We start from the raw sequence: 22,180 nt of genomic DNA, 5'->3' as shown, positions 1-22,180 counted from the left end.
TGAGCGATGAATTCACAGTGTGAATGGTGAAGTTATTTATGACAATTACAAAATGGCATTAAGTAAAAATATCTAAAACATCACCTGATTTAAAATTGATAACCAATAGTAGTATAGGTTCCCCATCCTGTGTTTTTTAATTCAAATGGACCATCTCCGAAGTTAACTTTCTCCCCAGCATTCCATTGTCCACCGTTGTGAAAATAACGTAGTGTAAATGCAAATTTCCAGTGTTCATATAGCAGGGAAAGGATATGGCTTGAAGCAATAGCATTACTGGTTCGTTTATTATTGTGTGATTTGTCCGCAAGATCGGAGCCAAAATCAAAGTTAGTAAAACTATTGTATACCAATCGCCCTCCGAATAAATGGGTAAGAGGAATGCTATATTTTATTTTGAATCGATATCCGTCCCATTCATTTTCATTAGCGGCACCATAGTTTTGCCACTGATACTTGGCGTATATATTGGCAGAAAGCTTAATTGGTAGACCCGTGTCGATATCTGTACCAAGCCCCATATACCATGTACTTTGCCGGGATAACTGGTTGTCACCCATATCATAGACATAGTTGTTTGCAATGAACCATTCTTTAAAAGGGCCGAACGCAAGATTTAATCCGGTGAATTTGTCAATGGAAAACCGAGGTTCTATTTCCGTAAATAGTGGTGAGCCCTCATCCCAGATCCCAACATCATAGTGACTGCCGACGCCAAAGAATTTTGGTAGATCAACATAACCATAAAAATCAAACCAGTCTTTTCTTCCTGCTACAGTATATTCAGGGTAGAGGTCGTTAGTCAGCCTTGGGCCAAAGCGAGAGTCTGTGCGACCAATGACATTCAAGCTTTGATGTAACCAGCCTTCCTCACTTTTAATTTCCTGAGCGTTTCCAATGCAAGGTATTAATAGAATCGATAAAGCTATCCCGTGCTTTTTTATACACATAAATATATCTCATTATCTATTGTTGATTTAGAGAAAATAATGCCATTCAGTGAATGAATGGCATTATAATTTTTTTATTATTTGCTAACGTCCACCCGCATTTCATTTACCTGTGCAGGCGTAATCTTGTGGCCTTTCTTCAAATAATCGATCACGACATCGGACATGTTATTTCCGGCGCGGACCTGAACATTTTTCCCTTCTTTGAATGCCAGAAAACCATCGCCCCCCAGTGCAAGGAAAGTCGTTGTTGCAACATGGTAAATATTCGTATCAACGATCTCTTCACCATTAATTTTAAAAGATACTATGCGCTGACCTACTGGTTTCTGCGGGGTATAGCGCATTTCTGCGCCTTTTGACATTTGCAGGATGCCATTGGTAAGCGATGCCCCGTGTTCCAGTAGGTTACGCAGATCCTTACCGCTGAGATCCATTTCAGTAAGTTCATTCTTGAAGGGGAATGTACTGGTAATGTCGCCAAAGGTAATCGTGCCTGCATTTATATCCGCACGTAAGCTGCCGGAGTTTATCAATGCAATCTGTGCAGTCGGAGCAGCGACAAGCATTGCATCGGTAAACAGGTTGCCTAGTTGCGATGACTCACCATAGGCGCGAGTTAATGCAATCGATGATTCACCCACTGGTTGGCGTACAATATCCGCCAGTTTTTTATTCCAGCCATTGATAACTTTTTGTGTCGTTGGATCGGGTATCCATTCATCGGCATAAACTGTTTTCAGCTCAAAGCTCTTCATTTTATGGGTACGAGCTGTAGGGTTGACATCAAGGACTAATTTACCAATATCGATACCGCCACTATCAGTTGAAAGGATTAAGGTGTTGCCGACTTTGATTGGTTCTGGCGTTCCGACGTGGGCATGCCCGGTAATCAGAATATCCAATCCTTTCACCTTGCTAGCGGTTTGAATATCTTTATCAAGAGCGCGTCTAACATCTGTATTGCCAATGCTGGACTGACGCGCCGGAACGCCTTCATGAACCAGCGCCACAGTGAGGTCAACCTTATCACGTAACTCGTCGATATAATGCTGCAAATACTTCACTTCATCACGTGCTTCAATCCCCTGATTCTTAAGGGTCTCGGAAGATTTATCAAAGCGGTTATTATTGTCATTATCGAGTCCCTGGAGAGAGAGCTCCGAGACCGTATCATTAAATGCAAATACGCCGTGTAGCCCAATAATACCAATCTTGATGCCATCTTTTTCCAGGATGGTGTAGGGCTTGTTCCAGAAGGGTTTCTCACTCTCTTTATGATAAACATTGCCCAATAAAACAGGAAAATTCGCTTTGCTTAATTGTCGCAGGGCATTATCCCAGCCATGGTCAAACTCATGATTGCCGATTGATACTGCGTCAAAAGGCATGGTATTCATAATGTCAATTATTGCTTCGCCCTTTGTCAGACTGCTGATATAAGGGCCGGTGAAATAGTCTCCAGCATCAAAATAAAAGGTGGCTTTATTTTTTGCTTTCTCTTGTTTTACTAAAGTAGATATATTGGCAAAGCCGCCAATGTCGCGTTTTCCGTCTGCGATATACGGCACTTTATAAGAATCCACATGAGCGTGAAGATCATTTGTATAAATAATCGTGACATCCTGCGCCATGACTGAGACCGAAAAAATAGTCAGCAATGTTGCGGCAAGTAAAGTACGCTGCACTGTTTTCATTCGCATTCCTTGTTAAATAAATAGACTGATAAATGATATTTTATTTGGCGACGTCCATGACTCGTTTAGTTAAGTCTGGGGTGACAGGTTTATGATTTTTGAAATAATCGATGATAGATTCCGCCGAGGTTGTTCCCGGTATCGTCTTCACATTTTTTCCATTTAAAAATGCTTCAAAACCGTCACCACCACTGGCACAAAAGGAGTGCGTGGCAATACGATATGTTTGATTATCTTCCACGGGTTTGCCGTTAATGGTGAAAGAGATTAACCGCTGGTTGAGTGGTTTTTTGCTGTCATAGACAACCGCAACGCTTTTTGAAACCTGTAACACACCGTTAGTTAGATTGGTTGCATGCGTCATCAATGATTTGAGATCGCGGCCCGTCAAATCCATCTCGATGAGGTCATTATTAAAGGGGAATGTGCTAATAACATCTCCCAGTGTGATATCACCTTTAGGAAAATCAGCTCGCATCCCACCGCTATTTTGAAATCCGGCAATGGCATCAGGTGCTTTTTCCATCATTGCATCCAGAATAAGGTTACCGGTAGAAGAAGAACTGCCATACTCACGTGTTAAAACTACGGGAGAATGGCCGACAACTTCCTGTGTGATTTTGTTAAGCTTTACGCTCCATTTATCGATAGTATTTTGAACGATGGTGTCAGGTTTAAATTGATCTGCAAAGATGGTGATTAACTCACCATTATAACTATCAATTTTCTTTGTTTTCGGATTGTAATCAAGCACAAGTTTTCCGATGTCGGTGCCGTATGCATCGGTAGATACAATTAATGTGTTATTAACTTTTATTGGTTGCGGTGTTCCGACATGTGCGTGACCGGTAATTAAGACATCAACACCATTCACTTTTTTAGCTGTCTCAATATCTGCCTGTAGTAGCCGCTCCACATCTTTACTACCAAAGCTTGATTGACGCGCCGGAACACCTTCGTGAATTAGCAAAACGGTAATGTCGACTTTACCTTTTAATTCTGCAAGTGCTTTATTTAAATATTTAATTTCGTCTCTGGCTTCTACGCCTTCACGTGCTTTTGCCGCGACTGTATCATAGAAAGCGAATGCACCATGCAATCCAATCACACCAATCTTTAAACCATCTTTTTCGATAATGGTCCACGGATGATCCCAAACTGGTCTATTTGTATCGGTGTAGTAAATATTTCCCAGCAGAATGGGGAATTTTGCTTTTGATAACTGAGATACCATATTGGGCACGCCGTGATCGAACTCGTGATTACCAACGGACACCGCATCAAAGGGCATGGTGTTCATGATATCAATAATAGCTTCACCTTTGGTCAGGGTACTGATATACGGACCGGTAAAATAGTCGCCTGCATCAAAGAAAAAGACATCTTTGTTTTTTTTCTTCGCTTCATTAACGATGCCTGCAATATTAGCCATACCACCTACAAGTCTGTTCTTATCAACAGCGGGAATTTTTGCCGGATTGACATGTGCGTGAATATCATTCGTATAATAAATAGTAACGTCCTGAGCTAGTATACTGTGAGAAAACATCACGCTGAATATGACTGATAAAGTCGTAAATACAGTTCTCATCATCCCTCCTTGATAGGGGTTGTTACATTGGTTGAATTATTTAAATAAAAGGAACACCGTGTCTTATTTTTATAAGAGCATAGGTCAGGAAAGTATTATGTGATCTTAGTAACAAATAATGTTATTAATTAAACATTGACTGTGATTATATTTTTCAGTCATACATTCATATATTTAATTAAATGAGAAATAGTGATCCCATTAATTTATGGTCGTTTGTCGAGTGTATTGACTAACAAGATGGAGTGAGCGATTCATTGTATTTTAACGCCAGTGAGGTCAGCATTTTCGTTACGCGACCTGCGGATAATAACGCGCTTTGGGTAAAGTCGTGTTGGTCTGTCAGCCATGTGATAAAGCAACGACTGGTTGCCAGAGAAACATTTGCGCCCCTTTCTAAAGAGACTCCTGTGAGCAGGCAGACCATCTTGCTGTTATTCCCCTGCCCCCAGCGTTGCCACTGATTTTGCCACCACCCATGGTATGTCGTTCCCTGAAAATGCCAGGGAATATCAGCGTTACGGTCGCTGATTTCTTCTTCTACGAACCAAAGTTCGCCTTGTTGTTGGCGGAACTGATCTGCCCAGGCTGTAATAATTGCGCCTCTCAGAAAACATTCGTGTGAAATGATATGCGTTTTGACATGTGGAAAGCGGATTTTCAGTATTCTGAAATGCCCGTGTGCCGTGATAACCGGGCGTAGTATGGCTCCCTTGCCATTGCGCTTGAGCACAGCACTGCCATACTGAATTTCATCGAACTGGCTCCGGCGCAAGAATTGCGCTTCACGCATATCTACCCTCTGCACAATATCGCTATGGTGCTCAGTTGGTTCTGTATTGCCTCTGTAACTGTACCGCAGACTGTCTCCTGTCTGATGTTGCGTATAATTCGTGGAGAGATGAAGGATGTTGCCACGAGTGGCGTCAAGACTGACTAAAACATAGAGCTTTTGTACTGCGCTGGCTCCTTGAAAGGGCATGAACAGTTGAACGGTTTCAATGGACTGGGGATACGTAATTTCTCTTGCTGGCTGCTGTTTCGGAGTCCAGACTTTTTTGCATGAACGGCATTGAACGCGTTGTGTTCCCTGCGGGTTGTGGCCATAAAAAATCTTTTCTTTACAATAGCATGATGGACAAAAATGCCCTGTTTCTATGGCACACGCAGTCATGTGAACTGACAACCAGTCACGAAATTGTTGTTCATCAAACAAAGGGGGGTAACTTCCGCATGCCTGGCAGTGCAGTGCCGGAAAACCCAGTTTATAGTCTGGCCAACTGTAATCTTCCGATGAGGCCAATCCCAAATTTCGACAACCGAACGTTTTACAGACATTAATCGCAAACAGATTTGACATATATCACCAACGATTTCATAAGGTCGTTGATTTTGTCCTACAGTTATCGCCTCTGGATGTGAGTATTCTCACATAAAAAAGCCTTTCAGAACGTAATGTAGCAATCCTTTATCTCACTGGAAGGGATTGTTTATGAAAATTAAAATGCTTGCTGCGGGTATCGCATTAACACTGCCGTTTTGGGCCTGCGCCAAAGATGTCACCATTATTTATACCAACGACCTCCATGCACATGTAGAGCCTTATAAAGTGCCGTGGATTGCTGACGGTAAACGAGATATTGGCGGCTGGGCAAATATCACTACGCTTGTTAAACAAGAAAAAGCTAAAAACAAAGCGACCTGGTTTTTTGATGCGGGTGACTATTTTACCGGGCCGTATATCAGCAGCCTGACTAAAGGCAAGGCGATTATCGATATTATGAATACCATGCCGTTCGATGCGGTCACTATAGGTAATCATGAATTTGATCACGGCTGGGACAATACGTTATTACAGTTGAGTCAGGCAAAATTCGCGATTGTGCAGGGTAATGTTTTTTATCAGAACAGCAGTAAATCATTCTGGGATAAGCCCTATACCATCATTGAAAAAGACGGCGTGAAAATTGGCGTGATTGGTTTGCACGGTGTATTTGCCTTTAATGATACGGTATCTGCGGCAACGCGAGTGGGTATTGAGGCGCGTGATGAAATTAAATGGCTACAACGTTATATCGATGAACTCAAAGGCAAGGTTGATTTGACCGTTGCCCTGATCCACGAAGGTGTTCCGGCCCGCCAGTCCAGTATGGGAGGCACAGATGTGCGTCGCGCACTGGATAAAGATATTCAGACGGCAAGTCAGGTGAAAGGGCTGGATATTTTGATCACCGGACATGCACATGTGGGTACGCCGGAACCGATTAAAGTCGGCAATACGCTCATCCTTTCCACTGACAGCGGAGGGATTGATGTGGGTAAACTGGTTCTCGACTACAAAGAGAAACCGCACACTTTTACGGTGAAAAACTTCGAGCTTAAAACCCTTTACGCCGACGAGTGGAAGCCCGATGCGCAAACAAAACAGGTGATTGATAGTTGGAATAAAAAGCTGGATGAAGTCGTGCAGCAAACGGTGGCGCAATCGCCAGTTGAATTAAAACGTGCCTATGGTGAATCGGCATCCCTGGGGAACCTGGCGGCAGACGCTTTACTGGTAGCGGCGGGTAAAAATACCCAGTTGGCGTTAACCAACTCTGGTGGGATTCGCAATGAGATCCCGGCGGGTGCAATTACGATGGGTGGCGTCATCAGTACCTTCCCGTTCCCCAACGAACTGGTGACGATGGAACTCACGGGTAAACAATTACGCGGTTTGATGGAACACGGCGCAAGTTTAAGTAATGGCGTTTTACAGGTATCGAAAGGCCTGGAAATGAAGTACGACAGCAGCAAGCCGGTTGGTCAGCGGGTTATCTCGCTGACGCTGAATGGCAAACCGATTGAAGATGCGACGGTTTACCACATTGCTACTCAGAGTTTCCTTGCTGATGGTGGAGATGGTTTTACCGCGTTTACCGAGGGTAAAGCGCGCAATACGACGGGCGGTTATTACGTTTATCACGCGGTGGTTGATTACTTTAAAGCGGGTAACACCATCACGGATGAACAGATCAACGGTATGCGCGTGAAAGATATTAAATAAAAGTACGCACTGAGTTGACTCTACTGTTTGTTACCAGTTGATTTCGCAGATTCTGTATTCGGCCTACACGAGAGCGCAGGCCGAATCAGATGCTTTAGCATCACCATCTGGTGGCAGGGCGTTGTTTTTCGAATGAGAACAGGTGCCGTTGTGTTGCCTGTATATCAGTCAAAACGAGTGAGGTTGATTGCGCTATAAAGAAATCTCTTTATTACCTCTAATTAAGATGAGTTTTTTTCATCTTCCCTGATTTTTCCTCACCATCATTGGTCATTTTTCGGTTGACGCCCTTCAGCTTTTCCTTCATCTTTACATCTGGACGTCTAAACGGATAGATGTGCACAACACAACATATAACTACAAGCGATTGATGAGGTAAGGTATGAGCTTTTTTCACGCCAGCCAGCGGGATGCCCTGAATCAGAGTCTGGCAGAAGTCCAGGGGCAGATTAACGTTTCGTTCGAGTTTTTCCCGCCGCGTACCAGTGAAATGGAGCAGACCCTGTGGAACTCCATCGATCGCCTTAGCAGTCTGAAACCGAAGTTTGTATCGGTGACCTATGGCGCGAACTCCGGCGAGCGCGACCGTACGCACAGCATTATTAAAGGCATTAAAGATCGCACTGGTCTGGAAGCAGCACCACATCTGACCTGTATTGATGCGACGCCCGACGAGCTGCGCACCATTGCACGCGACTACTGGAACAACGGTATTCGCCATATCGTGGCGCTGCGTGGCGACCTGCCGCCGGGAAGTGGTAAGCCAGAAATGTATGCTTCTGACCTGGTGACGTTGTTAAAAGAGGTCGCGGATTTCGATATCTCCGTGGCGGCGTATCCGGAAGTGCATCCGGAAGCGAAAAGCGCCCAGGCAGATTTGCTTAATCTGAAACGAAAAGTGGATGCCGGAGCCAACCGCGCCATTACTCAGTTCTTCTTCGATGTTGAAAGCTACCTGCGTTTTCGCGATCGCTGCGTCTCGGCAGGCATTGATGTGGAAATTATTCCGGGCATTTTGCCGGTTTCGAACTTTAAACAGGCGAAGAAATTTGCCGACATGACTAACGTGCGTATTCCGGCGTGGATGGCACAAATGTTCGACGGCCTGGATGACGATGCTGAAACCCGCAAGCTGGTGGGCGCAAATATCGCGATGGATATGGTGAAGATTTTAAGCCGTGAAGGAGTGAAAGATTTCCACTTCTATACGCTTAACCGCGCTGAAATGAGTTACGCGATTTGCCATACGCTGGGTGTTCGACCTGGTTTATAAATAGTGTGACTTTTGTGAAAATCACACTGTGATCACAAATTTTAAACAGAGCACAAAATGCTGCCTCGAAATGAGGGCGGAAAAATAAGGTAGTCAGCCTCGTTTTCTCCCTCATTTCTTGAAGGATACGAAGCTAAAACCCTTTTTTATAAAGTATTTGTCCGAAATCGGACATAATCAAAAAAGCTTAATTACGATCAATTTGATCTACATCTCTTTAACCAACAATATGTAAGATCTCAACTATCGCATCCGTGGATTAATTCAATTATAACTTCTCTCTAACGCTGTGTATCGTAACGGTAACACTGTAGAGGGGAGCACATTGATGAGCACGTCAGACGATATCCATAACACGACAGCCACTGGCAAATGCCCGTTCCATCAGGGCGGTCACGACCAGAGCGCGGGTGGGGGCACAACCACGCGCGACTGGTGGCCAAATCAACTCCGTGTTGACCTGTTAAACCAACATTCTAATCGTTCTAACCCGCTGGGTGAGGACTTTGACTACCGCAAAGAATTCAGCAAATTAGATTACTACGGCCTGAAAAAAGATCTGAAAGCCCTGCTGACAGAATCTCAACCGTGGTGGCCCGCCGACTGGGGCAGCTACGCCGGTCTGTTTATTCGTATGGCCTGGCACGGCGCGGGTACTTACCGTTCAATCGACGGTCGCGGCGGCGCGGGTCGTGGTCAGCAACGTTTTGCACCGCTGAACTCCTGGCCGGATAACGTCAGCCTCGATAAAGCGCGTCGCCTGTTGTGGCCAATCAAACAGAAATATGGTCAGAAAATCTCCTGGGCAGACCTGTTTATCCTCGCGGGTAACGTGGCGCTGGAAAACTCCGGCTTCCGTACCTTCGGTTTTGGTGCCGGTCGTGAAGACGTCTGGGAACCGGATCTGGACGTTAACTGGGGTGATGAAAAAGCCTGGCTGACTCACCGTCATCCGGAAGCACTGGCGAAAGCACCGCTGGGCGCAACCGAGATGGGCCTGATTTACGTTAACCCGGAAGGCCCGGATCACAGCGGCGAACCGCTCTCTGCGGCAGCAGCTATCCGCGCGACCTTCGGCAACATGGGTATGAACGACGAAGAAACCGTGGCGCTGATTGCGGGTGGTCATACGCTGGGTAAAACCCACGGTGCCGGTCCGACTTCTAACGTAGGTCCTGATCCAGAAGCTGCACCGATTGAAGAACAAGGTTTAGGCTGGGCGAGCACTTACGGCAGCGGCGTTGGCGCAGATGCCATCACCTCTGGTCTGGAAGTGGTCTGGACCCAGACACCGACCCAGTGGAGCAACTATTTCTTCGAGAACCTGTTCAAATATGAGTGGGTACAGACTCGCAGCCCGGCTGGCGCAATCCAGTTCGAAGCGGTAGACGCACCGGAAATTATCCCGGATCCGTTTGATCCGTCGAAGAGACGTAAACCGACAATGCTGGTGACTGACCTGACGCTGCGTTTTGATCCGGAGTTCGAGAAGATCTCTCGTCGCTTCCTCAACGATCCGCAGGCGTTTAACGAAGCCTTTGCCCGTGCCTGGTTCAAACTGACGCACAGGGATATGGGACCGAAATCTCGCTACATCGGGCCGGAAGTACCGAAAGAAGATCTGATCTGGCAAGATCCGCTGCCGCAGCCGATCTACAACCCGACCGAGCAGGACATTATCGATCTGAAATTCGCGATTGCGGATTCTGGTCTGTCTGTCAGCGAACTGGTGTCGGTGGCCTGGGCGTCTGCTTCAACCTTCCGTGGTGGCGACAAACGCGGTGGTGCCAACGGTGCGCGTCTGGCATTAATGCCGCAGCGCGACTGGGATGTGAACGCCGCAGCCGTTCGTGCCCTGCCAGTTCTGGAGAAAATTCAGAAAGAGTCTGGCAAAGCTTCGCTGGCGGATATCATTGTGCTGGCTGGTGTGGTTGGCGTAGAGAAAGCCGCAAGCGCCGCAGGTTTGAGCATTCATGTACCGTTTACGCCGGGCCGCGTTGATGCGCGTCAGGATCAAACTGACATTGAAATGTTTGAGCTGTTGGAGCCGATTGCTGACGGTTTCCGTAACTATCGTGCTCGTCTGGACGTTTCCACCACTGAGTCACTGCTGATTGATAAAGCACAGCAACTGACTCTGACCGCGCCGGAAATGACCGCGCTGGTGGGCGGGATGCGTGTACTGGGTGCCAACTTCGATGGCAGCAAAAACGGCGTCTTCACTGACCGCGTTGGTGTATTGAGCAATGACTTCTTCGTGAACTTGCTGGATATGCGTTACGAGTGGAAAGCGACCGACGAATCGAAAGAGCTGTTCGAAGGCCGTGACCGTGAAACCGGCGAAGTGAAATACACGGCCAGCCGTGCGGATCTGGTCTTTGGTTCTAACTCAGTCCTGCGTGCGGTGGCGGAAGTTTACGCCAGCAGCGATGCCCACGAGAAATTTGTTAAAGACTTCGTGGCGGCATGGGTGAAAGTGATGAACCTCGACCGTTTCGACCTGCTGTAATCTGACCTTCTTCAGCGACTGTCTTTCTGGCAGTCGCTGAAGTTTCTTTACCAGCGTATAGTGTCCACAGGAAAACTAAACACTGGATCTCTCATGTCTGCCGCAGGAAAGAGCAACCCACTGGCAATCAGTGGCCTGGTTGTGCTCACACTTATCTGGAGTTATAGCTGGATTTTCATGAAGCAAGTCACCAGTTACATCGGTGCCTTCGACTTTACCGCTTTACGCTGCATTTTCGGCGCTCTCGTTTTATTCATCGTCCTTTTATTACGTGGTCGCGGAATGCGCCCGACGCCCTTTAAATACACCTTAGCCATTGCCCTGTTACAAACCTGCGGGATGGTTGGCCTGGCGCAGTGGGCGCTGGTGAGCGGCGGAGCGGGGAAGGTGGCGATCCTGAGCTATACCATGCCATTCTGGGTGGTGATTTTCGCCGCGTTGTTTCTCGGTGAACGCCTGCGACGCGGGCAATATTTGGCGATTCTGATTGCCGCTTTCGGCTTATTTTTGGTGTTGCAGCCGTGGCAACTCGATTTCTCTTCGATGAAAAGCGCCATGCTGGCGATCCTCTCTGGTGTCAGTTGGGGGGCGAGTGCCATTGTCGCTAAACGCCTTTACGCCCGTCATCCGCGCGTAGATTTATTGTCGTTAACATCCTGGCAGATGTTGTATGCGGCGCTGGTGATGAGTGCGGTCGCTTTACTGGTGCCGCAACGTGAAATTGACTGGCAGCCCACCGTATTCTGGGCGCTGGCCTACAGTGCGATTCTGGCGACGGCGCTGGCCTGGAGCTTATGGTTGTTTGTGCTGAAAAACTTGCCCGCCAGTATCGCCAGCTTAAGTACGCTGGCGGTTCCCGTTTGCGGCGTACTCTTTTCCTGGTGGCTGCTCGGTGAAAATCCCGGCGCGGTTGAAGGCAGCGGTATTGTGCTGATTGTGCTGGCACTGGCGCTGGTGAGCCGTAAGAAAAAAGAAGCCGTCAGCGTAAAAAGGATCTGAATTTTTTACAGGTGGGGCGAGCGCTTATTTAGCAAAATACCGATAATGCCCCACCATCCGCCAGCTAAACAGCACGTCTTCTTCCTGCGCGCCTGCGCCAATGTTATGTATCACCAGCGGCGTACCGTCGCGGGCAAAGCCATCTGACACCACTCCGATATGCGCCAGCCCATTATCTAATCGCCAGGAGACAATATCGCCCGCTTGGTAGTCACTGGCGTTTTTGCTGGTGGGGCGTGTTTTATCGTGGCGGGTAAACCAGGTTTCCAGATTAGGCACCCGACGGTGATCGATGTTGCTGTCCGGGCGCTTTAGCTTCCACTTTTGCGGATAATCGGCAAAATTCTTCGCCATATCTTCGTGAACCAGTTTTTGCAAATCGACCTTCTGGCTGCGCAGGGCGCGGATCACCACATCGGAACATACGCCGCGTTCTTGCGGGACATCACCGCCAGGATAAGTAAGCTGCACATACGCCGGATCGTAAAATAGCGTGCTGCCAATTTGCTGTCTGGCACCGTCTGCGATGGCAAGATTGGTGTTGGCCTGGATTTGTACCACGGTTAGTGGAACGGCGGGAGATTTTAAGGAGTGGCTGGTAAATGCCGTCAGAAGACTGAACAACGCCAGTGAAGCTTTCATCTGTTTCGTCCGTGAAAAAATATTCACAGATTCGACCTTCCGGGCTAACGATTGTTCTGTGGAGAAAATGTCCAGAAGCGGATAAAAACTCCCGAACAACGTGGGAGTATCAGATTAATGGCACAGAGTGCCGGATGCGGCGTGAACGCCTTATCCGACCTGCGAAATCAAGTAAATTCGATATATTGCAGAGATTTCGTAGGCCTGATAAGTGTAGCGCATCAGGCAATTTTGCGTTCAAACTCCCGGACAAGCCGGGAGTTTGGCATAGATTATTCCCACTCTTGCAGGAAACGCTGACCGTACTGGTCGGCTACCAGCAGTGCGGCGTAAACCTGATCTGGCGTCGCGCCGCCAGGCATGTTGTGGATGGTTTCACCTTCTGCACATGCCGCTTCTGCCACAATCCGCATTTTCGCCGGGACATCTTCTTTAATATCCAGTTGAGCGAGGGTTATTGGCAAACCTACCGCATGGCTAAGTGCAGCTACGGTTTCGATTTCTTCCACCGGCGCATTTTCCAGAACCAGCTGCGTCAGCGTACCGAATGCCACTTTTTCACCATGATAATAGTGATGGGCATCAGGGATTGCAGTCAGGCCGTTATGCACCGCGTGCGCCGCAGCCAGCCCACCGCTTTCAAAGCCAACGCCGCTCAAATAGGTGTTCGCTTCAATCACGCGTTCCAGTGCTGGAGTTACTACATGCTGTTCGGCGGCAAGCATCGCTTTTTCGCCTTCTTCCAGCAGCGTGTTGTAGCACAGTTCAGCCAGCGCCAGCGCTGCCTGAGTACACTTACCGCCCGCCATTGTGGTCGCACCGCTACGAGAGCAAGCACGCGCTTCAAACCAGGTCGCCAGCGCATCGCCGATACCCGCCGCTAACAGACGTGCAGGTGCGCCCGCGACGATTTTGGTGTCGACAATGACCATATTCGGGTTATTTGGCAACAGCAAATAGCGGTCAAACTCACCATCATCGGTGTAGATAACAGACAGCGCGCTGCACGGTGCGTCGGTAGAGGCAATAGTCGGTGCGATCGCTACCGGAACACCCATGAAATGTGCCAGCGCTTTGGCAGTATCGAGGGTTTTTCCGCCACCGATACCGAGAATTGCGCCACACTGCGCAGTCTCCGCGATGCCACGCAGACGGTCGATCTCATTTTGCGAACATTCACCGCCAAACGGCGCAATTTCTACTACCAGTCCAGCATCTTTAAAGCTTTTCTCGACAGTGGATTGAGCAAAACCTAAAACAAATTTGTCACCCACCACTAACCAGCGTTCTGCCAGCGGCTTCAGGTACTCGCCCAGACGATTAATGACATCTGCGCCCTGGATGTATTTACCCGGTGATTGAATAATGCGGTCCATAATTGCTCCTTTAGAGATGAGTAGTGCCAAATGCGGCATTCCAGTCGTGCTCAAACTTCTCTATAGCCGACTCTACCGCAGGAGTGTTGAGCATTTGTTGCGCTACATCTAAGGGTAGGGTGATGGACTCACATCCTGCCAGCAAACAATCCAGCGCCTGACGCGGTGTTTTAAAGCTGGCAGCCAGCACCATGCTTTCTGGCGCGTGCATTTCCAACAGCGCTTGCAGCTCCTGAACCGTACGAATGCCGTCACCGCCTTGGGCGTCGACGCGGTTAACATACGGAGCAACATATTTTGCCCCTGCCAGCGCGGCTAATAACCCTTGTGCGGCGCTATATACAGCGGTGCCAAGTGTAGTAATACCCTCTTTTTTCAGCATTTTAATGGCGGCAAGACCTTCGGAAGTTACCGGGATTTTCACCACAATGCCCGGAATGGCGTCGCGCAGGCGCTTCGCTTCTTCCACCATACCCTGTGCGTCACGACTCATGGTCTGAGCAAACAAAATACCCTCATCACCAATCGCTTTTTGCAAACGCGGCAGCACTTCCCAGATGGACTCCTTGCTGGCCGCGATAATGCTCGGGTTAGTTGTCACCCCGGCAATCGGGAATATGCGTGCCAGACGTTCGACTTCTGCGACGTTAGCGGTGTCCAGATACAGTTCCATGATGTTTCCTTTTACAGTTCCAGTTCATGTTGCAGCAGGCTGGCGATAGCGTCGGCAGAGGCGGCGTTAACCAGCGCGTTACGGAATTCTTCGTGCATGATGCGACGAGCGAGGCGCGAGAAAATGCGCATATGCTGATCGCCCGCAGCGTGTTTGTTCAGGGTTAACATAATGATGAATTGTGCTTCATCATCGCCCCAGCGCACCGGCGCTTGCAGACGCGCTACGCTGATGGTGGACTGCTCAATGTGTTCTGATTTGCTGTGTGGAATGGCAAAACTAAAGCCCAGACCGGTAGAGAAAACGGCCTCGCGCGCCCACAAATCGGCTTCCAGTTTACGCGGATAGCGGCAGCGGCCCGCCAGCAGCAGGTTATCGGTCATGCCTTTGAGCACTTCTTCTTTGCTGCGCCAGTCGCTTTCCAGCGTGATGCACTCGGCGGTGACCAGCGGTGCGTCCTGTTGCGTCATGCGGAATTGTGCCAGCAGGTGTTCCACTTCCAGCGAAGTACGGCAGGCCATTGCCTGGTTGAGTAACTGGCGGCATTCGCGGCTATCAAGTTGCGCCATCCGCGCTTTCGCCGCCGGAATTGACGGTGCACTCATGCTCAACTCATCCAGCCCTAAACCGACCAGCAACGGCAGCACGGAACCTTTCGCCCCCAGTTCACCGCACAGACCAATCCATTTGCCCTGGCGATGCACTGCCTGCACGGCGTAATCAAGCGCTCGTAAGAATGCCGGATTCAGGCTGTTGTAGTGACGAGTTACCTTAGCGTTATCGCGATCCACTGCCAGCAGATATTGCGTCAGGTCATTACTACCAATACTAAAGAAATCAATCTCTTCACAGCATTGATCGATGATGAACATTACTGACGGCACCTCAAGCATGATACCGAGCTGGATCTTCTCATCAAACGGAATGTGTTCGTTACGGAGCTGCTGTTTAGCTTCCGCCAGTTTTTCTTTCACCCATAAGATCTCCTCCATTGAAGAGATCATCGGGATCATGATTTTCAGGCTGCCATGAGCGGAGGCGCGCAGGATCGATCGTAGCTGCGTGGTAAACAACGAGGCGTACTCTTCATAAATACGTACGGCGCGATAACCGAGGAACGGGTTTGCCTCTGCGGGAATATTCAGATAATCAACGGGTTTGTCACCGCCAATATCCATAGTGCGCACAATAATGCTGCGTCCGTTGGCGGACTCCAGCGCCTGACAAAAAATGTTGTACAGCTCGCTTTCGCCCGGTGCACTGGTGCGATCCATATAGAGCATTTCAGTGCGGAACAAACCAACGCCTTCCGCACCATTGCCGAATGCGGCCTGCGCTTCGACGGAGTGAGCGATGTTAGCGGCAATTTCAATGCGGATACCGTCAGCGGTACGGGCTTGTTGGGTCAGCCAGACACGCTGTTGCTCACGAAGGGCGTTCTGTACGCGGGCTTCTTGCTGATAATAACGGGCTACGGCTTCTCCAGGCTCAACCACAATCGCCCCAGCGTTGCCGTCGATATAAATCGTTTGATGCTGCCACGGAGTAAGGGCATCAATATCCACACCAACCAGCGTCGGAATGTTGAACGAACGGGCAAGGATCACCGTGTGTGAGGTGGTGCCGCCGCTTTTGAGCAACAATCCTTTGAGGTGATTTTTATCCAGTTCGAGGAACTGGCTAGGGGTCAGTTCATCAGCCATACAAATGGCGGGCTGCGTCAGCTTGCCCGGTGCCGGAAAGCGTTTCTCGCCGTAGATTTGCTGGAGTAACTGGAAGCAGACATCGCGCACATCCAGCGCGCGTTCTTGCAGGTAGCTGCTGCTGGAACGGGCGAACTCTTCGCAAAAGTGATTCGCACTGGCGACAATTGCTTCGGCGCAGCTTAATCCGGCGCTGACGCCTGCCAGTAAATGTTCGCGCAGGGAAGTATCGCCAGCCAGGGAGCGGTGCGCTTCCAGAATCGCGCTGGTAGCACCGTCGCTATCCAGCAGACGAAACTCAATATTTTTCAGTACCAGTGTCAGGCCGTTTTCCAGCGCGGATTGCTCGGCGTCAACGCCGTTGGTTGCGGGGAGGTTACCCAGCGCATTGAGATCTAAAGAAGAGATCGGCGTCAGAATGCCGCCTGCGCTACCGCTGCACACGGTGCGGGCGCGGATAATTCGCGGATTCAGGTTGGTCAGTGAAACCGGCAGCGGCTCCAGTTCGTCAGATTTTACTTCTGCCAGCGGTGCGTCGCAGTGGGGGAATTCATCGCGCAGCCATTGGCTTAAACGCTGGTGCGCTTCCTGCTCGTCGGCCCCCGAAATCAGTAACTGGCAGTTATCGCCCACCAGCGTATCGGTGCCAATCAGCGCAAGGGCGCTTTTGGCGTTGCCCTTGCGGTCAGTGCGCAGGTTATGCCACTCAATTTGTGATGAAAAAGTATTACACAGCGTTTCAACGTGGCTTGCCGGACGCGCATGTACGCCGTTAGGTAGCTCACAAATAAATTCCACAATCAGGGCCATTGCCTCTCTCCCGGTACGGTTTTCTGTTTACAGGATAAGAGCGCACGGCAACGGCCTGCCATGTGACAAATCTGCCAAAAGCTGGACAAATGTAATGTAACCGTCAATTTGCGACGCGTCTCACAAGACGCCGTTCTGCGGCATGCTTCCGGGTTATCGCAAGTTATGAGGCGGATCGCATTTTTGTACTGATATTACAAAAGTCCAGTAAATGGCCTTTTTATCCACTGTTTGCTCCGCCTGCGATTGCCTATTGTTTCCTCCATCAAAAATATGGACATGGGCTTTCGCAAGCCCGGGAGCAGCTTATGAATGAGTTGGTGCAGATCCTGAAAAATACCCGTCAGCATTTAATGACGGGCGTTTCACATATGATTCCCTTCGTGGTATCGGGCGGTATTTTGCTGGCGGTTTCCGTCATGTTGTATGGCAAAGGCGCAGTGCCGGATGCCGTAGCCGATCCGAATCTGAAAAAACTGTTTGATATCGGCGTTGCGGGGTTGACGCTGATGGTGCCTTTCCTCGCAGCGTACATCGGTTATTCCATTGCAGAACGTTCTGCGCTGGCTCCGTGCGCCATCGGTGCCTGGGTTGGTAACAGCTTTGGTGCGGGCTTCTTTGGCGCGCTGATCGCCGGGATTATCGGCGGCATCGTGGTGCATTACCTGAAGAAAATTCCGGTGCATAAAGTTCTGCGCTCGGTGATGCCAATCTTCATCATTCCGATCGTCGGCACACTGATTACCGCTGGTGTCATGATGTGGGGACTGGGCGAGCCGGTGGGGGCGTTGACCAACAGCCTGACCCAGTGGCTTCAGGGCATGCAACAAGGCAGCGTAGTGATGCTGGCGGTGATCATGGGATTGATGCTGGCCTTTGATATGGGCGGCCCGGTTAACAAAGTGGCCTATGCCTTCATGCTGATCTGTGTGGCTCAGGGCGTTTATACCGTGGTGGCCATTGCTGCCGTGGGGATCTGTGTTCCACCGCTGGGTATGGGGCTGGCGACGCTGATTGGTCGTAAAAATTTCTCTGCAGAAGAGCGTGAAACCGGCAAAGCGGCGCTGGTGATGGGGTGCGTTGGTGTCACCGAAGGGGCGATTCCTTTCGCCGCTGCCGATCCGTTGCGAGTCATTCCTTCCATCATGGTCGGTTCTGTTTGTGGTGCGGTAACTGCGGCGCTGGTCGGTGCGCAGTGCTATGCAGGCTGGGGTGGTCTGATTGTGCTGCCTGTGGTTGAAGGCAAGCTGGGTTATATCGCAGCAGTGGCTGTCGGGGCAGTAGTGACAGCAGTTTGTGTGAACGTGCTGAAAAGTCTGGCGCGTAAAAATGGGTCTTCATCTGATGAAAAAGAAGACGACCTGGATTTGGATTTTGAAATTAATTGAGGAACGAGCCATGACGAAAATTATTGCAGTAACCGCATGTCCTTCAGGTGTTGCCCATACTTATATGGCAGCAGAGGCACTGGAAAGCGCCGCGAAAGCGAAAGGCTGGGAAGTGAAAGTAGAAACCCAGGGGTCAATTGGTCTGGAAAATGAACTGACTGCGGAAGACGTGGCGAGCGCCGATATGGTGATTCTGACCAAAGATATCGGTATCAAGTTTGAAGAGCGTTTTGCTGGCAAGACCATTGTGCGCGTCAACATCAGCGACGCGGTAAAACGTGCTGACGCCATTATGAGCAAAATTGAAGCTCACCTGGCACAAACCGCTTAAGTCCTTATCCCGCTCGCAAGGGCGGGTTCGCTTCCCCACAGGAGTTCCTCATGACGAATCGTATCTCTCGCCTTAAAACTGCACTGTTTGCTAATACTCGTGAAATCTCGCTGGAGCGGGCGCTGCTTTATACCGCCAGCCATCGGCAAACCGAAGGCGAGCCAGTGATATTGCGCCGGGCGAAAGCAACAGCGTATATCCTTGAACATGTTGAAATTTCGATTCGTGATGAAGAACTGATTGCTGGTAACCGTACCGTAAAACCGCGCGCCGGGATTATGTCGCCGGAAATGGACCCTTACTGGCTGCTGAAAGAGCTGGATCAATTTCCGACGCGACCGCAGGACCGCTTCGCCATTAGTGAAGAAGATAAACGTATCTACCGCGAAGAGCTGTTCCCATACTGGGAAAAACGCTCGATGAAAGATTTTATTAACGGGCAGATGACGGATGAAGTAAAAGCCGCGACCAGCACGCAGATTTTCAGTATCAACCAGACAGATAAAGGCCAGGGGCACATCATTATTGATTACCCGCGCCTGCTGAATCACGGGCTAGGTGAGCTGGTGGCGCAGATGCAGCAACATTGCCAGCAACAGCCGGAGAATCACTTTTATCAGGCTGCGCTGTTATTGCTCGAAGCCTCGCAGAAACACATTTTGCGTTACGCCGAACTGGCGGAAACGATGGCGGCAAACTGCACTGATGCCCAGCGTCGCGAAGAACTGCTGACTATCGCGGAGATCTCCCGCCATAACGCCGAACATAAGCCACAGACATTCTGGCAGGCGTGCCAGTTGTTCTGGTACATGAACATCATTCTCCAATACGAATCCAACGCCAGCTCGCTGTCTTTAGGGCGCTTCGACCAGTATATGTTGCCGTTCTATCAGGCATCATTAACCCAGGGCGAAGATCCGGCGTTCCTGAAAGAACTGCTCGAATCTTTATGGGTGAAATGCAATGACATCGTGCTGTTGCGCTCCACCAGCAGCGCGCGTTATTTCGCAGGTTTCCCAACCGGCTATACCGCCCTGCTCGGTGGGTTAACCGAGAACGGACGTAGCGCAGTGAACGTGCTTTCGTTCCTCTGTCTCGATGCTTATCAAAGCGTGCAATTGCCGCAACCAAACCTCGGCGTGCGCACTAACGCCTTGATCGACACGCCTTTCCTGATGAAAACCGCAGAAACCATCCGCCTCGGCACGGGGATTCCGCAAATCTTTAACGATGAAGTGGTGGTGCCAGCGTTCCTCAACCGTGGCGTTTCGCTGGAAGATGCGCGCGACTATTCCGTAGTGGGCTGCGTGGAATTATCTATTCCTGGCAGAACCTACGGCTTGCATGACATCGCGATGTTTAACCTGCTGAAAGTGATGGAAATCTGCTTGCATGAAAATGAAGGCAATGCCGCGCTGAGTTATGAAGGTTTGCTGGAACAGATCCGCGTCAAGATCAGCCACTACATCACCCTGATGGTTGAAGGCAGCAATATTTGTGATATCGGTCACCGTGACTGGGCTCCTGTACCGCTGCTCTCGTCGTTTATCAGCGATTGTCTGGAAAAAGGCCGCGATATTACCGATGGCGGCGCGCGTTATAACTTCTCCGGCGTACAGGGGATCGGTATAGCCAACCTGAGCGATTCTCTCCATGCGTTGAAAGGGATGGTTTTTGAGCAACAGCGTTTAAGTTTTGACGAATTGCTGTCGGTATTAAAAGCCAACTTCGCAACGCCAGAAGGCGAAAAAGTCCGCGCTCGCTTAATTAACCGCTTTGAGAAATACGGTAACGATATCGACGAGGTGGATAACATTAGCGCCGAACTCCTGCGTCATTACTGCAAAGAAGTGGAAAAATACCAGAACCCGCGCGGCGGCTACTTCACGCCAGGATCGTATACCGTTTCTGCTCATGTCCCGTTGGGATCGGTGGTTGGCGCGACGCCAGACGGCCGTTTTGCCGGGGAACAACTGGCAGACGGTGGTTTGTCTCCCATGCTGGGCCAGGACGCACAAGGACCAACGGCGGTACTGAAATCAGTCAGCAAGCTCGATAACACGCTGCTTTCTAACGGTACATTGCTGAACGTGAAATTCACTCCGGCGACCCTGGAAGGTGAAGCGGGATTACGCAAACTAGCCGACTTCTTACGGGCATTTACCCAGCTTAAGTTACAACACGTTCAGTTTAACGTGGTGAACGCCGACACGTTGCGGGAAGCGCAACAGCGCCCACAAGATTATGCCGGGCTGGTGGTGCGCGTTGCCGGATACAGCGCCTTCTTTGTCGAACTGTCGAAGGAGATCCAGGATGACATCATCCGCCGGACAGCGCATCAGCTGTAACGTTGTGGAAACGCGCCGCGATGATGTGGCGCGCATTTTCAACATTCAGCGTTATTCACTGAATGACGGCGAGGGCATTCGTACGGTGGTCTTTTTTAAAGGCTGCCCGCATCTTTGCCCGTGGTGTGCTAATCCGGAGTCGATCTCCGGCAAAATCCAGACGGTGCGCAGAGAGGCGAAATGCCTGCACTGCGCAAAATGTTTGCGTGATGCGGATGAATGCCCCTCCGGCGCGTTTGAACGGATTGGTCGCGATATCAGCCTTGACGCGCTGGAGCGGGAAGTGATGAAAGATGACATTTTCTTTCGCGCGTCCGGCGGTGGCGTCACGCTTTCTGGCGGCGAAGTGTTAATGCAGGCGGAGTTTGCTACCCGTTTTTTACAGCGGCTTCGGTTGTGGGGTGTGTCATGCGCCATTGAAACTGCCGGAGACGCGCCGACCAGCAAGTTGTTACCGCTGGCGAAATTGTGCGATGAAGTGTTGTTCGATTTAAAAATTATGGACGTGACTCAGGCGCGGGATGTGGTGAAGATGAACCTGCCACGCGTGCTGGAGAACTTGCGTTTGCTGGTGAGTGAGGGTGTCAACGTGACCCCGCGTTTACCGCTGATCCCTGGTTTCACACTCAGCCGGGAGAATATGCAGCAGGCGCTGGACGTGCTGATCCCGCTGAATATCAGGCAGATCCATCTGTTACCGTTTCATCAGTACGGCGAACCAAAATACCGTCTGCTGGGGAAAACATGGTCGATGAAAGAGGTGCCAGCGCCGTCGTCAGCCGATGTGGCAACGATGCGCGAAATGGCAGAACGGGCCGGATTTCAGGTTACCGTGGGAGGTTAA

Annotated in this window: 15 protein-coding genes and 1 pseudogene; 8 read left to right on the top strand and 8 right to left on the bottom strand. The window is 50.0% G+C overall.

Annotation, left to right across the window (positions count from 1 at the left end; translation table 11 throughout):
• Positions 1 to 104: 104 nt before the first annotated feature.
• The 4 genes and pseudogenes from ATB02_RS18530 to ATB02_RS18515 all read right to left on the bottom strand — a co-directional run.
• Positions 105 to 950, bottom strand: a pseudogene (locus ATB02_RS18530) (nucleoside-specific channel-forming protein Tsx); the annotation flags it as partial.
• A 77-nt stretch (positions 951 to 1,027) separates the two neighbouring features.
• Complete coding sequence (locus tag ATB02_RS18525; RefSeq protein WP_105272052.1) at positions 1,028 to 2,647, bottom strand: bifunctional metallophosphatase/5'-nucleotidase; 1,620 nt, start codon at positions 2,645 to 2,647, stop codon at positions 1,028 to 1,030.
• A gap of 40 nt (positions 2,648 to 2,687) precedes the next feature.
• Positions 2,688 to 4,238, bottom strand: coding sequence for a bifunctional metallophosphatase/5'-nucleotidase (locus ATB02_RS18520; protein ID WP_105272051.1), 1,551 nt, complete (start codon positions 4,236 to 4,238; stop codon positions 2,688 to 2,690).
• A gap of 232 nt (positions 4,239 to 4,470) precedes the next feature.
• Positions 4,471 to 5,598: a hypothetical protein gene (locus ATB02_RS18515; protein ID WP_000067197.1), complete on the bottom strand. Its 1,128-nt coding sequence runs from the start codon at positions 5,596 to 5,598 to the stop codon at positions 4,471 to 4,473.
• A gap of 132 nt (positions 5,599 to 5,730) precedes the next feature.
• Between ATB02_RS18515 and ATB02_RS18510 the strand changes: the two genes are divergently transcribed.
• From ATB02_RS18510 to yijE, 4 genes are all read left to right on the top strand, one after another.
• Positions 5,731 to 7,284, top strand: coding sequence for a bifunctional metallophosphatase/5'-nucleotidase (locus ATB02_RS18510; protein WP_105272050.1), 1,554 nt, complete (start codon positions 5,731 to 5,733; stop codon positions 7,282 to 7,284).
• A 382-nt stretch (positions 7,285 to 7,666) separates the two neighbouring features.
• Positions 7,667 to 8,557, top strand: coding sequence for a methylenetetrahydrofolate reductase (gene metF, locus ATB02_RS18505; protein WP_000007523.1), 891 nt, complete (start codon positions 7,667 to 7,669; stop codon positions 8,555 to 8,557).
• 328 nt (positions 8,558 to 8,885) lie between these two features.
• Entirely contained in the window at positions 8,886 to 11,066 is a 2,181-nt protein-coding gene (katG, locus tag ATB02_RS18500; protein ID WP_105272049.1) for a catalase/peroxidase HPI, read from the top strand.
• 93 nt (positions 11,067 to 11,159) lie between these two features.
• On the top strand, positions 11,160 to 12,065 hold the full coding sequence (gene yijE, locus ATB02_RS18495; protein WP_001271249.1) for a cystine transporter YijE: 906 nt from the start codon (positions 11,160 to 11,162) through the stop codon (positions 12,063 to 12,065).
• 24 nt (positions 12,066 to 12,089) lie between these two features.
• Here yijE and ATB02_RS18490 read toward each other — a convergent pair whose 3' ends face one another.
• From ATB02_RS18490 to ptsP, 4 genes are all read right to left on the bottom strand, one after another.
• Positions 12,090 to 12,707, bottom strand: coding sequence for a DUF1287 domain-containing protein (locus tag ATB02_RS18490; RefSeq protein ID WP_000647850.1), 618 nt, complete (start codon positions 12,705 to 12,707; stop codon positions 12,090 to 12,092).
• 272 nt (positions 12,708 to 12,979) lie between these two features.
• The gene (gene gldA, locus ATB02_RS18485; RefSeq protein WP_000373989.1) at positions 12,980 to 14,083 is read right to left on the bottom strand and encodes a bifunctional L-1,2-propanediol dehydrogenase/glycerol dehydrogenase; all 1,104 of its coding nucleotides are present in this window, start codon (positions 14,081 to 14,083) and stop codon (positions 12,980 to 12,982) included.
• A 10-nt stretch (positions 14,084 to 14,093) separates the two neighbouring features.
• A complete protein-coding gene (gene fsa, locus ATB02_RS18480) occupies positions 14,094 to 14,756 on the bottom strand; it encodes a fructose-6-phosphate aldolase (RefSeq protein WP_000424845.1) in 663 nt (220 codons plus the stop codon).
• An 11-nt stretch (positions 14,757 to 14,767) separates the two neighbouring features.
• Positions 14,768 to 17,269 carry a phosphoenolpyruvate--protein phosphotransferase gene (gene ptsP, locus ATB02_RS18475; protein WP_105272048.1) on the bottom strand — a complete coding sequence of 834 codons (2,502 nt, stop codon included), beginning with the start codon at positions 17,267 to 17,269 and terminating at the stop codon, positions 14,768 to 14,770.
• A 308-nt stretch (positions 17,270 to 17,577) separates the two neighbouring features.
• Between ptsP and ATB02_RS18470 the strand changes: the two genes are divergently transcribed.
• Genes ATB02_RS18470 through ATB02_RS18455 form a run of 4 tightly spaced genes read left to right on the top strand, consistent with a single transcriptional unit; the run spans position 17,578 to position 22,180 of the window.
• Positions 17,578 to 18,657, top strand: a complete 1,080-nt coding sequence (locus ATB02_RS18470; RefSeq protein WP_001004472.1) for a PTS fructose transporter subunit EIIC — start codon at positions 17,578 to 17,580, stop codon at positions 18,655 to 18,657.
• 10 nt (positions 18,658 to 18,667) lie between these two features.
• A complete protein-coding gene (locus tag ATB02_RS18465; RefSeq protein ID WP_000161265.1) occupies positions 18,668 to 18,988 on the top strand; it encodes a PTS fructose-like transporter subunit IIB in 321 nt (106 codons plus the stop codon).
• Positions 18,989 to 19,038: 50 nt separating this feature from the next.
• Positions 19,039 to 21,336 carry a formate C-acetyltransferase gene (locus ATB02_RS18460; RefSeq protein ID WP_105272047.1) on the top strand — a complete coding sequence of 766 codons (2,298 nt, stop codon included), beginning with the start codon at positions 19,039 to 19,041 and terminating at the stop codon, positions 21,334 to 21,336.
• Positions 21,302 to 22,180, top strand: a complete 879-nt coding sequence (locus ATB02_RS18455) for a [formate-C-acetyltransferase]-activating enzyme (protein ID WP_105272046.1) — start codon at positions 21,302 to 21,304, stop codon at positions 22,178 to 22,180. The genes ATB02_RS18460 and ATB02_RS18455 overlap by 35 nt, the downstream gene beginning before the upstream one ends.

The sequence above is a fragment of the Escherichia sp. MOD1-EC5189 genome, assembly GCF_002966045.1.
GTDB classification, from domain to species: domain Bacteria; phylum Pseudomonadota; class Gammaproteobacteria; order Enterobacterales; family Enterobacteriaceae; genus Escherichia; species Escherichia coli_F.
Note: the sequence above shows the minus strand (reverse complement) of the source record. Positions and strands in the feature narration are given on the sequence as shown.